13 protein-coding genes are annotated in these 13,542 nt (G+C 42.6%); 6 read left to right on the top strand and 7 right to left on the bottom strand.

Translation table 11 applies throughout. The features are described from left to right. Positions 1 to 46: 46 nt before the first annotated feature. The 3 genes from EAH55_RS17685 to EAH55_RS17675 form a co-directional block, all read right to left on the bottom strand. Complete coding sequence (locus tag EAH55_RS17685) at positions 47 to 916, bottom strand: HAD-IIA family hydrolase (RefSeq protein WP_121810790.1); 870 nt, start codon at positions 914 to 916, stop codon at positions 47 to 49. A gap of 52 nt (positions 917 to 968) precedes the next feature. After that, complete coding sequence (locus EAH55_RS17680) at positions 969 to 2,006, bottom strand: hypothetical protein (protein ID WP_121810789.1); 1,038 nt, start codon at positions 2,004 to 2,006, stop codon at positions 969 to 971. A gap of 199 nt (positions 2,007 to 2,205) precedes the next feature. After that, the gene (locus EAH55_RS17675; protein ID WP_114940342.1) at positions 2,206 to 3,564 is read right to left on the bottom strand and encodes a glutamine synthetase family protein; all 1,359 of its coding nucleotides are present in this window, start codon (positions 3,562 to 3,564) and stop codon (positions 2,206 to 2,208) included. A 118-nt stretch (positions 3,565 to 3,682) separates the two neighbouring features. Here EAH55_RS17675 and EAH55_RS17670 point away from each other — a divergent pair, with 118 nt between their 5' ends. The 3 genes from EAH55_RS17670 (at position 3,683) to EAH55_RS17660 (ending at position 5,737) form a co-directional block, all read left to right on the top strand. Then, a complete protein-coding gene (locus EAH55_RS17670) occupies positions 3,683 to 4,099 on the top strand; it encodes a gamma-glutamylcyclotransferase family protein (RefSeq protein ID WP_121810788.1) in 417 nt (138 codons plus the stop codon). A gap of 12 nt (positions 4,100 to 4,111) precedes the next feature. Next, the gene (locus EAH55_RS17665) at positions 4,112 to 4,696 is read left to right on the top strand and encodes a Crp/Fnr family transcriptional regulator (RefSeq protein WP_121810787.1); all 585 of its coding nucleotides are present in this window, start codon (positions 4,112 to 4,114) and stop codon (positions 4,694 to 4,696) included. Positions 4,697 to 4,765: 69 nt separating this feature from the next. After that, on the top strand, positions 4,766 to 5,737 hold the full coding sequence (locus tag EAH55_RS17660; protein ID WP_121810786.1) for a quinone oxidoreductase family protein: 972 nt from the start codon (positions 4,766 to 4,768) through the stop codon (positions 5,735 to 5,737). Positions 5,738 to 5,945: 208 nt separating this feature from the next. On the opposite strand, the gene EAH55_RS17655 is transcribed toward EAH55_RS17660, so the two are convergent. The 3 genes from EAH55_RS17655 to EAH55_RS17645 all read right to left on the bottom strand — a co-directional run bounded on the left by EAH55_RS17655 (position 5,946) and on the right by EAH55_RS17645 (position 9,552). Then, positions 5,946 to 6,956, bottom strand: a complete 1,011-nt coding sequence (locus EAH55_RS17655) for a glutamine synthetase beta-grasp domain-containing protein (protein WP_091210736.1) — start codon at positions 6,954 to 6,956, stop codon at positions 5,946 to 5,948. A gap of 335 nt (positions 6,957 to 7,291) precedes the next feature. Beyond that, positions 7,292 to 8,770 (bottom strand): ATP-binding protein, encoded by a 1,479-nt coding sequence (locus EAH55_RS17650; RefSeq protein ID WP_121810785.1) that lies wholly within the window; start codon positions 8,768 to 8,770, stop codon positions 7,292 to 7,294. A gap of 56 nt (positions 8,771 to 8,826) precedes the next feature. Further along, positions 8,827 to 9,552 (bottom strand): RluA family pseudouridine synthase, encoded by a 726-nt coding sequence (locus tag EAH55_RS17645; RefSeq protein ID WP_112574132.1) that lies wholly within the window; start codon positions 9,550 to 9,552, stop codon positions 8,827 to 8,829. Between the two features lie 275 nt (positions 9,553 to 9,827). Between EAH55_RS17645 and EAH55_RS17640 the strand changes: the two genes are divergently transcribed. Beyond that, positions 9,828 to 10,271: a KTSC domain-containing protein gene (locus tag EAH55_RS17640; protein WP_121810784.1), complete on the top strand. Its 444-nt coding sequence runs from the start codon at positions 9,828 to 9,830 to the stop codon at positions 10,269 to 10,271. Here the strand turns inward: EAH55_RS17640 and EAH55_RS17635 are convergent, their stop codons facing one another. Further along, a complete protein-coding gene (locus EAH55_RS17635) occupies positions 10,272 to 10,862 on the bottom strand; it encodes a nucleotidyltransferase family protein (RefSeq protein WP_112574130.1) in 591 nt (196 codons plus the stop codon). A 433-nt stretch (positions 10,863 to 11,295) separates the two neighbouring features. Between EAH55_RS17635 and moaA the strand changes: the two genes are divergently transcribed. Beyond that, complete coding sequence (moaA, locus tag EAH55_RS17630) at positions 11,296 to 12,285, top strand: GTP 3',8-cyclase MoaA (RefSeq protein ID WP_121810783.1); 990 nt, start codon at positions 11,296 to 11,298, stop codon at positions 12,283 to 12,285. A gap of 20 nt (positions 12,286 to 12,305) precedes the next feature. Then, complete coding sequence (locus tag EAH55_RS17625) at positions 12,306 to 13,511, top strand: molybdopterin molybdotransferase MoeA (protein ID WP_208644872.1); 1,206 nt, start codon at positions 12,306 to 12,308, stop codon at positions 13,509 to 13,511. The last annotated feature ends 31 nt before the right edge of the window (positions 13,512 to 13,542 follow it).

Here is a 13,542-nt window from a genome sequence, read left to right as displayed (position 1 = left end):
CTCGCAATGACATGGGAGTGAGGCATGCCCGTCATGGTTTATTAGTCTAAAACGCAAACCCGCCAAGCTCAACCACTGCCGAGTCGCAGATGTAGGTTGGTACAATGCCGGTTGAGGTAATGCGGTTTTCGGCGTCTTTGGCCTGGGTGTTGCCAGATAGTACCAATACGGTATCCAAACCAAATTTATTACCACCCAGGATATCAGTTTGCAGGGTATCGCCAACCATTACAATATCCTTTTTACTGATAGCGCGGCGCTCGCGAAGCAGGTCATAAGCAAACATGAACATTTGCGAATCGGGTTTGCCGAAGCGGATAAATGCTTTGCCTACAATTTTTTCAATCATGCTGGCCAAACCGCCAATAGCTATAGATACATCATGCTTGGTTAAGGGATAGGCCTGATCGGTATTGGCCACAATAGCCGGAATGGTGCGCTTACGCATTAGGTTAACCGATTTGTTCAGGTCGCGGCCCCAGTCAAAGCCCTCGTCATCTAAAAATACCAGCGCGTTAACCCTATCGATATTGCTTTCATTCACTTCGCTGATCGGTAGTGTATGCAGGCCGGAGCTATCAATATAATGGGCAGAATCGGGCGTGCCAAGGTAAGCCACAATGCCATCATTTACCTTCAGGTCAAGATACTCTTTGGTAAGCATTCCCGACGAGATGATCCTATCAGGAGTTATGGCCATCAGTCCTTTTTTTGTATAGGATTCGGCCAGTTGTACCGGGCTTCTTGAGGCATCGTTGGTTACAATGTAGTACTCCTTGCCTTGCTCCTGTAAATAAGCAAAAGTGTTTTCAATACCCGGAAGCAGGCCACCATAATTTTTCAGAACCCCAAAAGCATCAAAAAAAACAACTTCGTATTTATCAATTATGGATTTAAAGTTGTCTATTCTGGTCATGCTTGTCTGTTTTTAGGGTTCTGCAATAAAATGAGCCCGAAAGATAGCTAACCTATTTTAATTTTAAAGCCTCAATGATTTTTTCGGCATCGAAATCCCTGTCTACCGATGGTAAATAGATATCAAATGCTTCAGCCTGTAGTTTTTTGGCGTATTGTTCGTTAAAAAAGTGCTTGCCATCCTTAATTACATAATTCAGAATAAAAAAGCGATAAGCTTCTTTTAAAAATCTTATCTCGTCGGCGGTTAGCGGGTTTACTTTATGATATTCCTTTAAAAACATGATGAAACGGTCTTCTATCATGGTGTTGATCACATAACTGAACACAGTACGGTCGCCAATATCAGATACTACACGGCTGAAGAAATAAAAATCAAGTAAACGGTAACTCATCCTGAACCAGTCATAATCCCAGCGCGAGTACAGTTCAAGGTTTGGCGTCACCGAAAAATTGCCAATGTTCCAATCAATAAATACCGGGATGATCTCAAACGAACTCATGTTGTATTTAGAGCGGTTCTTCAGGAAAGTTTCGCAATGGTATTTCAGGAAATCGGCCTGCATGCCAGTGCCAAACTGCTTAGGATCAGCCTCAATTTGCTGTAATAAGGCCGAAATATCGGTACGTAAAGTTTTTGACGATTTAGGCAATACATTTTTAACCCTTGAACAGGCCTTGTGGAATTTACCCACCTGTTGACCAAGTTTTTTAATATGATTTTCCTCCAACCGGCGCGGAAGACGCTGTAATATGCGTGTAGGATTATAAAATACCACCCAGGCGTCGGTTTTACCATGTTTATGATGATAAATATAAACGCGGTTATTTTTCTGTAAAGAACGGGCCAGGAAATTCTCAAACGGGTAAAGCAGGTTAATAGCCAGCGTCTGGATAATGCGGTGATCCTCTTTAAAGTGCTCAAATATGCCAAAGTATGATAGTTTGGCTATGATTATATCGTCGTCGTCGAACGTAATACGGTACACATGATTGGTTGAAACCATGGCACTGATATCTTCAATATCGCGGATAGTTTTTGACGCATCATACCCCTCCCAGGCCTTGCGGATAATAAAAGAATAGTCCATTTGTATATATCTGCCGGCAAAGTTACGCCAATGGCAGCATTCGGTTTATAATTAAGGGTACAAATATATTATAATTTGTTTGTTGAGGACTATACAATTAAAAGCGTCATTGCGAGGTACGAAGCAATCGCATGCTATACAGGGCCGCTTTGCTCCCGTGCGATTGCTTCGTTCCTCGCAATGACATGAAGAAGAGAAGTCAGATAATCTCAAAATACCTCTTCAATTCCCAATCAGTTACGCTTTTGGCAAACTGGCGGTATTCCCACAGGCGGGTTTGGGTAAAGTGGTCAACAAAGCCTTCGCCGAAAAGTTCTTTGGCAATATCAGAGTTTTGCATGGCTGTTGCGGCCGCGTGAAGGTTAGGCCAAAGTACACCATTGCGTTTATCCTGGTAGCCGTTACCTACAGTTGGCTCAATATTTAGTTCGAGCTTGTTTTTAATACCATACAGGCCTGAGGCCAGCGCCGCGGCCATAGCCAGGTATGGGTTAGTATCCGATCCCGGGATGCGGGTTTCCAGGCGGGTATAGTTTTCGGTGGTGTTAATGATCCGGATGGCTGTGGTACGGTTTTCAACGCCCCATGTAATGGTAGTTGGGGCCCAGGCACCTTCTACAAGGCGTTTGTAGCTGTTAATGGTTGGCGCGTACATGGGCAATAAATGGGGCATGCAATAAAGCTGACCTGCGAGGTAATGCTTATGCAGGTCGCTCATTTTGTTTACATCATTGGCATCGTAAAACAAGTTTTTTGACTGGTCGCTGGTCCACAGGCTTTGATGGATGTGACCGCTGCAGCCTGGCAGGGTTTCTGTCCATTTAGCCATAAATGATGCCATAATGCCGTGTTTATAGGCAATCTCCTTAACTGCGGTTTTAAATAGGGTAGCCTTATCAGCTGCAGCTAAAACCTCATCATGCAATATAGCAGCTTCGTATACCCCTGGACCGGTTTCGGTATGCAGACCTTCTATCGGGATATTGAATTTGGTAAGCAGGTTAAACAGGTCGTAGTAAAAATCGCTGTTTTCTGACGTGCGCAGTATTGAGTAGCCAAACATGCCCGGTGTAAGTGGTTCAATGTTGGTGAATTTTTTGTCGGCAAGGGTTTGCGGCGTCTCTTTAAAATTAAACCATTCAAACTCCTGTGCAAACTCGGCGTGGTAACCCATGTCGTTACATTGCTTCTTGATGTGTTTGAGCAAGCTGCGCGGGCATGCCGGCAGATCATCACCATCAGGTTTGCTGAAATCGGCTAAAAAAAACGGAATATCATCCTGCCACGGCACATTACGAAGCGTTGAAAGATCAATGCGGCAAAGTTTATCGGGGTACCCGCTTTGCCAGCCGGTTAGCTGTACATTATCATAGCAAACATCGTTGCTGTCCCAACCAAAAACAACATCGCAAAAACCGTAACCGCTTTGTAACCCATCAATAAACTTTTTAGGGTGGATCACCTTACCCCGCAAAATGCCATCGATATCGGCAAAGGCGAATTTTATTTTCTGGATGTTATTCTGTTCAATATATGCTTTGATCTGTTCTGCGTTCATGGTGTAAAAGTATGGCCGGTTAAGGTATGGCAAGATAGCTATTATGGCTTAAACTATAAAAAAATAGCCTTTACGCGTTTAATACGCAATTGCTTTTACCTTTGTTTGAGCTATTTATATGGAAATAACAAATCGGTTTTTATTTGTTTACGGCACATTGCTGCAGCCCGGTAACGAGTTTGCAGATTACCTGAATAAACATTGTAAATTTATAAACAAAGGTAAGGTCAACGGTCGGCTTTATGATATTGGGGAATACCCTGGTGCGGTGATTAATAATGCAGAAGCTCTTTTTATCCACGGCGGTATTTTTATGATGGATGAGCCGCAAACAATATTAAAAGTAATCGATGATTACGAGGGAATAGGAGAGGCCTATGACCATCCACAGGAGTATACAAGAGAGCTGGTTAATATTCTCACTGTTAACGGTGCCGAAAATTGCTGGATGTATCTTTACAACTTGCCTGTAAGCACATATCGCCAGATAATCAGCGGCGATTATGTGCAATACTTAAACAATGCCGCCAAATAATCATTAAACGAAATGTTTTTCCATTTTAAAGATAGATTTCCGAAGTTAAATGCCTATTGGGACAAATACCTGCCATTTCAAAAACGGGTAGAGGCCCCGGCTAAAGCTGTTTTACTTGAGGAAGGCAAAATATCTCAGCATTATATCTTTATTGAAAAGGGTTGCGTACGTACTTTTTTCAATAATAACGGAGACGATAAAACAGTGCAGTTTTTCTTTGAGAATGAAGGGTTAAGCTCTTTTGATAGTTTTATAAATAATGTGCCAAGCACATTCACCATCGAAACTATCGAACCTTCGGTTATTTATCTGCTGCCTAAGCAACACGTTCTTCGTTTAATGGATGAGTTGAGCCATGAGCCCGACTTCGCCCAAATGATATTGCAAATGACTGCCCGGCGGCAAATGCACTACATTAATGAGTTTGTTTCTATTATTCGCGATACTCCTGAGCAGCGTTATCAACTACTTTTGAGCGAGCGGCCGCACATTGTTCAGCGGGTACCCCAGCATTATATAGCCTCATATCTTGGAGTAAGCAAAGTGCATTTGAGTCGTATAAAAAGTAAGCTGGCAAAAGGTAAACCGCATTTCTGAACTTGATAACATATGTTATCGTTCCGGCGCTGTAGGCCGGGCTAATTTTGTGTTATTAAAAAAAATAGCATGAAAGCAGCAGTAATGTATCAACAGGGAGGGTTACCTCAATATACAGATTTCCCGGAACCGGCGGTTCAAAATAACGATGAAATATTAATAAGCGTAAAGGCGGTAGCACTTAAGCATTTTGACAAAGTAAGAGCTTCCGGCAATCATTATTCGAGCGACGCGCCCGTTACAAGCGGCCAGGTAATTGGCGGCGATGGTGTTTGTGTGCTGGAAGACGGTACAAGAGTTTATGGCGTAGGGGTAAGTGGTATGCTTGCCGAAAAAGCAACTATTCACAAAAGCAGGATAGTGAAATTGCCTGATGAACTGGATGATATTACGGCAGCCGCCCTGCCCAACGCGGTAATTGGCGCTGCCATGGGCCTTAAATTTAAAGCTGATATTCAGCCTGGCGATGTGGTGCTTATTAATGGAGCAACCGGGTTTACAGGGCGCGTTGCCGTGCAGATTGCAAAGCATTACGGAGCGAAAAAGGTAATAGCAACGGGTAGAAACCAGCAATCACTGAATGAATTACTATCTCTTGGGGCCGATGAAACAATTCAGGTATTACAGGATGATGAAAGTTTTAAAAGTCGGATCAGTGCAATACATTCAGAAACACCTATTGATATTATTGTTGATTACCTGTGGGGGCATACAGCCGAAATGATACTGGGCTGTATAAAAGGAGATGGCTCATTTACAAATAAGATAAGGTATGTATCTGTTGGTGGCATGTCGGGAGATCTTATACAGTTATCGGCTGCCAACCTCAGGAGTGTTGATCTTCAATTAACTGGGTCGGGACTTGGTGCCTGGTCAAAAGCACAGGTAGGCGAACTGTTTACTGATATTTTACCGGAAATGTTTGCGCTTGCCGCAGCAGGTAAATTGAAAGTGGACACTATTGCCGTGAAATTGGCAGATATTGCTAAACTGTGGGAGCAGCGTGTATCCGGCGGGCAACGCCTCGTTGTAACAATCTAAGAAACTGTTTGAAAATATATAAAAGCCGTCATTGAGAGGTACGAAGCAATCCCCAATAGACAGAGGAGCTATACAAGTCTGCACTGTAAAGTTCCGATTGCCTCGTGCCTCGCAATGACGGGTGGAATAGCAATTTTATTTATAAATAAAAAATCCCCCGGTTTATTAAAACCGGGGGATAAAACAAATAACTATTTTATTCAGGGCATTAAAGCTTTGCTGATTTTACAGTTTTGATGATAACTGCAGCAACTTTGTATGGATCAGCAGCTGAGTTAGGACGACGATCTTCCAGGTAACCGCTCCAGTTATGATCTACTGCATAAAGAGGGATACGGATAGAAGCACCACGGTCAGATACACCATAGCTAAAGTCATGGATAGAAGCGGTTTCGTGTTTACCGGTTAAGCGCTGATCGTTGTCAGCACCGTAAACTGCGATACACTCAGCAACAGCAGGACGGAAAGATTCGCAGATAGCTGTGAAAATTTCTTTGCTGTTTGCAGTACGTAAAGTAGTATTTGAGAAGTTAGCGTGCATACCAGAACCGTTCCAGTCTAATTGACCAAGCGGTTTGCAATGCCAGTTAATAGCAACTCCGTATTTTTCACCAATTCTTTCTAATAAATAACGTGCAACCCAGATCTGGTCACCAGCTTCTTTAGCGCCTTTAGCGAAGATCTGGAATTCCCACTGACCTGCAGCAACCTCAGCGTTGATACCTTCAACGTTTAGGCCTGCTTCTAAACACGCGTCTAAGTGCTCTTCAACGATTTCGCGACCGAAAGCGTTTTTAGCGCCTACTGAACAGTAGTAAGGGCCTTGTGGAGCTGGGTAGCCGGCAGCCGGGAAACCAAGTGGTTTGCTGGTTGATGGATCCCACAGGAAGTACTCCTGCTCAAAACCAAACCAGAAATCGTTATCATCATCAGCGATGGTAGCACGACCGTTTGATTCGTGTGGTTTACCGTCAGCACTTAATACTTCGCACATTACTAAGTAAGCGCTTTTTCTTTGTGGATCAGGAACAACAAAAACTGGCTTTAAGATACAATCTGATGAACCACCTGGTGCCTGCTCAGTTGAAGAACCATCAAAGCTCCAGTTATCTAAATCTTCTACTTTGCCGCTAAATTCTTTAACGATTTTTGTTTTGCTACGCAGGCTTTGTGTTGGTTTATAGCCATCAAGCCAAATGTACTCGAGTTTTGTTGCCATTTTTTAATTAATTTGTAAAGTTGGGGTTCTAATTATAGTTTTTGTATTAATCTCAATAATTATTAAGGCGAATTTAAATTATTTTTACAAAAATCATTACAAATGTTAAGAAATTTTACATTTTTTTTCAATAACATGTTAATTATGGCCGGAAACACGTAAAAAAGAAACCTCAAAACTGCATTTTTAACAATTTCATATTTTTAGAAATAAATTGAGGGTATTTTTTGACAATAACGCAAATTTGAATGCACAGCCGTACAGCCGGAGCATTTGTTAAACAGGTTAACTTGCTGCGGATGATTAAGTTATGGAAACTTTATTGTCGCCCGAGTTTAATCGCTCAATTTGTCAGAGATGTTCTTGATGGCCTCATCAAGTTTATTAGCCGAATCGTAAAGGTGCTTTTCTACCAGTAAAAACTCCTGCTTTTTATCCTTGCTTTCACTCATTAGTTCAACAAGACCTAATATATTGGTCAAATGCTTGCGTACCTCGTGCGAGTTAATAAATGCAAGCTCATTTTTTTTGTTATCGTACAGTAGTTTCTCGTAGTGGCGTTTTTGCCTGGCACTGCGGTATAATAACGCGATAACAGCAAACATAAAAACGGTGGTGATACTAACGAGGATTAAAATCAAACGTTCGCGACGATATTTTTCGGCAGTATCTGTAAAAGTGTTTTCAATTTTGTCGATTTTTATCTGCGCCGACGCGTTGCCCACCTGTGTAGTATTATTAAGGCTTTCTTCTGATTGCTTTAATGCGAGGTCAAAATTTTCGGCTGCCAGTTTATAATCGCCCCTGTCACGGGCTATTTTTCCAAGTAATTCGTAAAGGTGATGTTTTATTTCCGGGTGATTGGCAGAATAGGGCAGGACAAGTAATTGGTTGGCGATAGTAGTTGCCGAATCGGCCTGGCCATTGAGGTAAAACGCATCGGCAAGGTTTTGCTTCTCAAGATCGTTGTGTACGTATTTTTTATTGGCCTGAAGTTCTTTAATCTGCGTTATAGCTTCGGCATAGTGGTGTTTCAGGATAGATATATAGTAGGCAGTACGGTTTTGATAGGTAAATAATTTGTAGCTTTTATTATTGGGCCCCATTAATTCATTGTGGCACTGCTGCAACGAATCGAGATTTCTTCTTCTGAAAAAGTTTTCGGCCTTGTTATAGCTTATGATGGTGTAAAACCTATCGTCTTTGATCTTATTTTCTTCCTTGATCCGGAATGCCAGGTTAAGGTAATAGAGCGACTGACTATAAAGGTTGAGCTTGTAGTACAGATCGGAGATATTAATATTAAGGTATACCTGTAATAACGGCTCGTTAAGCTTTAAGGCTTGCTTTTGGGCCAGTCCGTAGCTGTATATAGCTCCGATGGGGTTGCCGCGGTCTGTTTGAATGAAAGCAAGGTGACTGATAAAGGAGTAGATCAGGAAATCGGCTTTGGCTTTTGATGCCTGGTCAATGGCCTTAACCATGGCTGTTTCGGCTTCGGGGAGCTTGGATAAACGCCGTTGCACGGTACTTTCAATGAAATATTTTAAGGCTTCCCGGTCATCAACCTGGTATTTATCCAGTTTTTCGTAAACTTCTGTCTTACCTTCGGGAATGGTGTTTTCCGGCCCTTGCTGAAAGCGGAGTTTGATATAATCAACTATTTTCTTGTCCTGTAAGTTTCTGTCTTTTATCTTAATAAAATTAACCAGACTGTCTTCGGAGAGATAAACGTATGATGAGGCTTCTGAACTGCTTACAACAAACGCCACCAGTAAAATACAGAGAGAGAACTTTTTAACAAGAGAAGCCATTAGGCATAAAAATACGTTGGCGTGGGTAAATATCAAACACTTTCTACTATTTAATTTTAGAGGTCAAATTTATCAAGCAGCTTTAAAAGTGTTTCAAAATCTTTAGGGTACGGCGCATGTATAGTAACTTCAGTTTCCGGATTGATACGAAACGTTACTTCATAGGCATGCAGGGCAAAGCGTTTCATGATAGGCAGTTCTTCCTGATCTTTACCTAAATGGTATTTGCGCTTTATTTTTGACAGAAAAACAGGCTCGCCCTTATACATTTCATCGCCGGCAATGGAGGCCCTTTGTGTAGCCAGGTGAATCCTGATCTGGTGCATACGGCCTGTTACCGGGCGGCATTCAACCAGGGTATAATGTTTATAATATTTTAACGATTGAAACCAGGTTTCGGCGCGTTTGCCTTCTTGCCTGCTGATGGTAACACTGCCTTTGCCTACGTTTAATATAGGTAGGTCAACAAGCAGGTTGTCGAAGGTGTGGGTACCGTCAATAACGGCATGGTATACTTTTTTAACCTTGCGTTTTTCAAACTGCATAGAAACAGAGCGGTAAGCCTCAGGATTTTTGGCAAAAATAAGGGCTCCGGATGTTTCCTTATCCAGGCGGTGGCAAATCTGCGCATCGTCCCAATAAGCCTTAGCCAGCCTGAGCATACTGATCTCGCTGCTGCCTTCGCCGCGTTCATCAAGCGAGCTTATAAAAGGAGGCTTGTTAACAACTATAATATCATCGTTTTCAAACAGTATCAGATCGGCGAATTTTGGAAACTTCATAGCCCGCAAAAATACGGTTTATAATTTAAACAGCTGACACTCTATTTTACTCATTCGTGATGTTAATTAAAGTAGCAGGGATGGTAAGGAATTAATGGATTTGTTAATAGAAGTTTTAGCCAATATTTAGATAATATCATCATTATTAATAAATAAAACTTCGTGATTTTTTGGTGCTAAAAAAGCGTACCTTCGCGCCGTTATTTTCATGACGGTATTAAAGGCAGTTTTACCTGTAATCCCTTCATCGACAATAAAAAAAAATAGAATAAATAATGAAAAAAATTGTCGACTACAGGAAACTCCTGAACGTAACTGAAAACACGGAGCTAACCGAATTACGTACGGTTTATAAAAGTATGATGAAAACCTGGCACCCTGACAGGTTTCAGGATGAGAGCAGGATAGAAGCCGAAGAAAAGAGCAAAACCATTATCGAAGCTTATCACTTTTTAGTAAGCATAGCTCCCGAAACCCGTGCCCAAACCCTGTCCGATTATACTGCGACAACAACATTATCAAACATTGCCGATTTTGAGTACAAACAACAGGTACTAAAAGTTACATTTTTGGATGGTAACGTGTACGAATATTTTGATGTGCCGAGAGCGGTTTATACCAAATTCATCAATGCCGACTCGCCGGGACGATTTGCCCGCAGGCATATTTTCAACGAGTTTGTATACCGCAGCGTAAATAAACTGGTAGCTTCTGCCTAATTAACCGGCCTGGTTAAGCCGTTCCAGATCGTCGGCAGTATCAATATCAATAGCACCCAGCGGAAAGGGGAGGATAAAAACATCATCAGCATGTGTTTCGATGATTTTTTTTGCCCCCTCGTGCCCTTGCAGGTTCAGCAGGTCGGGAAAATACTTTGCATCGAACAAAGCCGGAGCGCCCAAGGCATCGCGATAGCTGCTGGCGATGATGCCACAATCATTGATTTCTTTTTTCTCAACTAACTGGGATATCAGGAATGAATCAACAAAAGGCTGATCGCATAACATTAAAATAATTGAAGTTATGTCGGGTTTAAGCCGCAGCATTTCCTGTACGCCAATTTTTATTGATGAACCCATGCCTTCCTGCCAGTGTGGGTTGTAGGCAACATGAACAACCTGGTCATCTATATTTGAACGGATCAGCTCCTCATTAGCTCCCAGCACAACAATAACTTTTTCGCAGTGCAGACAGGTGAGTGCGGTTTGAATTGCCCGCTGCAAAAGGGTTTTACCCTGGTAAACGAAATTTTGTTTAGGTGAGCCAAAACGGCTTGATGAGCCTGCTGCCAGAATAATAATCCCCGTCATTTTTTAACTGTTAACATTAGGTATTTGTATAACTATTGCTGTAGTGCCCGATTAGTCATCGTGCATTACAATTCATACAGCTTCCGGTCCTTTTGGATTATGTGTAAGGGTTCAGGGGACTTCCCTTTTATAATTGTATTCGGGCGGATGCTTGCCTTAATACGGGATTGATTAAATTAAAGTTTTAGTTATGTCTGTTCATTTATAACAAATTGATTTTTTGTGGTTTATGATGGTGCGGTGAATAGGAATTAATTGTGTGGTTTTCCTGTTAGTTAATTGTAAATAAAATTGAACGTCGATCAGGAAGCAAAAAATACATTTTATAAACATACCGCCCCGCCGTAATGCTTACTTTTACCCTCGCCACGTATAAACTTAAAGTTTTAATGGCTGTTAATTGATTAAATTTACAAGGTAAAAGCGCTATATTTTGCTAACAGATAACCATGGCCGGAAGATAAGTTACATGCGCCTCGCGGTGACAGACAGGTGCAACCTGCGCTGTTTTTACTGTATGCCGGAGCATGGCCTCGACTGGCTTTCACGCACCGAACTCATGACCAATGAGGAAATGCTGCAGATCTGCAGTTTATTGGTTAAAATGGGTATCGAGAAGATCCGTATAACCGGCGGCGAGCCTTTTGTAAGGAAAGATATCATGCAACTGCTCACTGGTATCTCCGGCCTCAATGGCTTAAAAGAACTTGGCCTGACCACTAATGGTGTGCTAACCGCCCCTTACGTTCCCGAATTGAAAAAGATTGGTGTACGTTCCATCAACCTTAGTTTGGATACGCTGGATGCCAATCGATTTTTTACCATTACCCGCCGCGATGAGTTTAGCAATGTAATGGCCTCTTTAGATGCTATGCTGAGCCACGATATGGAGGTGAAGATCAATGCCGTGGTGATGGACGGCAAAAATACACAGGATATTATACCGCTGGTTGAGCTGGCCAGAGAGTTGCCCGTTAGCGTGAGGTTTATTGAAGAGATGCCTTTTAACGGTGATGGCCATGTGTATGATGGCTTGCACTGGGACTATGTCCGGATCCTGGACGAAATAAAAGGCAGCTACCCTCAAATTAAAAAGCTGGATGATCCGGCTTATTCTACTTCCTATAATTATCAAATCCCGGGGCACAAAGGGAGCATCGGCATTATAGCCGCTTATTCGCGTACCTTCTGCGGTACCTGTAACCGCATTCGCATAACACCACAGGGCGAGTTAAAAACATGCTTGTACGACGATGGCGTGCTTAATTTAAAAGATCTGATGCGGAAGGGCGCTTCTGACGAGGTACTGCAAGGCGCGTTGTTAACTGCCTTTAGTCACCGGCCGGCAGACGGCTGGGAGGCTGAGCTGGCCCGTGTAGCTAAAACCGGGATTCATGAATCAATGGCCACTATTGGCGGATAGTTTTAAAACCCAATATAAAAATGACAACGGTTGTAGAAGCTGAAAAACTGGTATTGGCACAAACAAGGGACTACGGTACACAAAGTCTGCCGTTTGAACAAGCCTTGGGTTATGTACTGGCCGAGAACCTGCAAGCAGATCGTGACCTGCCCCCTTTTAACAGGGTAACCATGGATGGCATTGCAGTAAAACATGCCGCCATTGAAAAGGGCATCCATACTTTTCGCATTAAAGCCACCCAGGCAGCAGGTGACCAACCTGTTGAAATAAATGAACTTGACGAATGTATTGAGATCATGACAGGGGCGGTATTGCCTGCTTCGGTTGATACGGTGATCCGTTATGAAGATGTGGAGATCAGCGCGGGACAGGCAAGCTTAAATGTTATAGACGTCAAAAAAGGCCAAAACCTGCATCTGCAAGGTGTCGATAAAAAACAAAATGATGTTATCGCGCTATCCGGTCAGCTGGTAAGTCCTGCCATCATCAGCGTGGCGGCATCGGTGGGTAAAACCCATCTGCTTGTTAAAAAAATGCCGCGGGTGGTAATCATTTCATCGGGCGATGAACTGGTGGATGTGGATGAAACACCTTTGCCATACCAAATTCGCAAATCAAACAGTTACACAGTTAAGGCAGTTTTGAAACAACATCACAATGATGCCGATATTTTACATATCCCCGATGAGCCAAATATCACCCGCGAAAAAATCCAGCATTGCTTACAGAGTTATGATGTGTTACTGCTGAGCGGCGGCATTTCGATGGGGAAGTTTGATTATATCCCCCAGGCACTGGAAGAATCTGAAGTTGAAAAACTGTTTCATAAAGTGGCTCAGCGCCCCGGCAAACCTTTTTGGTTTGGCAGGCATAACAACGGCGCGTTAGTGTTTGCCTTTCCGGGTAATCCGGTAGCAACATTTATGTGCCTGCATCGTTACTTTTTAACATGGCTGAGTGCTACGCTTGGTCTGCCCGCAAAGGCACGGTTATATGGTGTATTAGGCAAGGATTTTACCTTTCAGCCGGCATTACAATATTATCTGCAGGTAAAATTGCAGAGCAACCGGCAAGGACAATTGATAGCGATGCCTGTTGAGGGAAATGGTTCGGGCGATTTTGCTAACTTAGCAGATACCGAAGCTTTTTTGGAGCTTCCACTGGAAAAAAACGAATTTAAAGCGGGAGAAGTGTTTAAGGTTTGGAGGTTTAACCATGATTTTTAGGATTTTGGGATTACCCTGATGGAATAAAATC

This window comes from Mucilaginibacter kameinonensis (genome assembly GCF_003675385.1).
GTDB lineage: Bacteria > Bacteroidota > Bacteroidia > Sphingobacteriales > Sphingobacteriaceae > Mucilaginibacter > Mucilaginibacter kameinonensis.
Note: the sequence above shows the minus strand (reverse complement) of the source record. Positions and strands in the feature narration are given on the sequence as shown.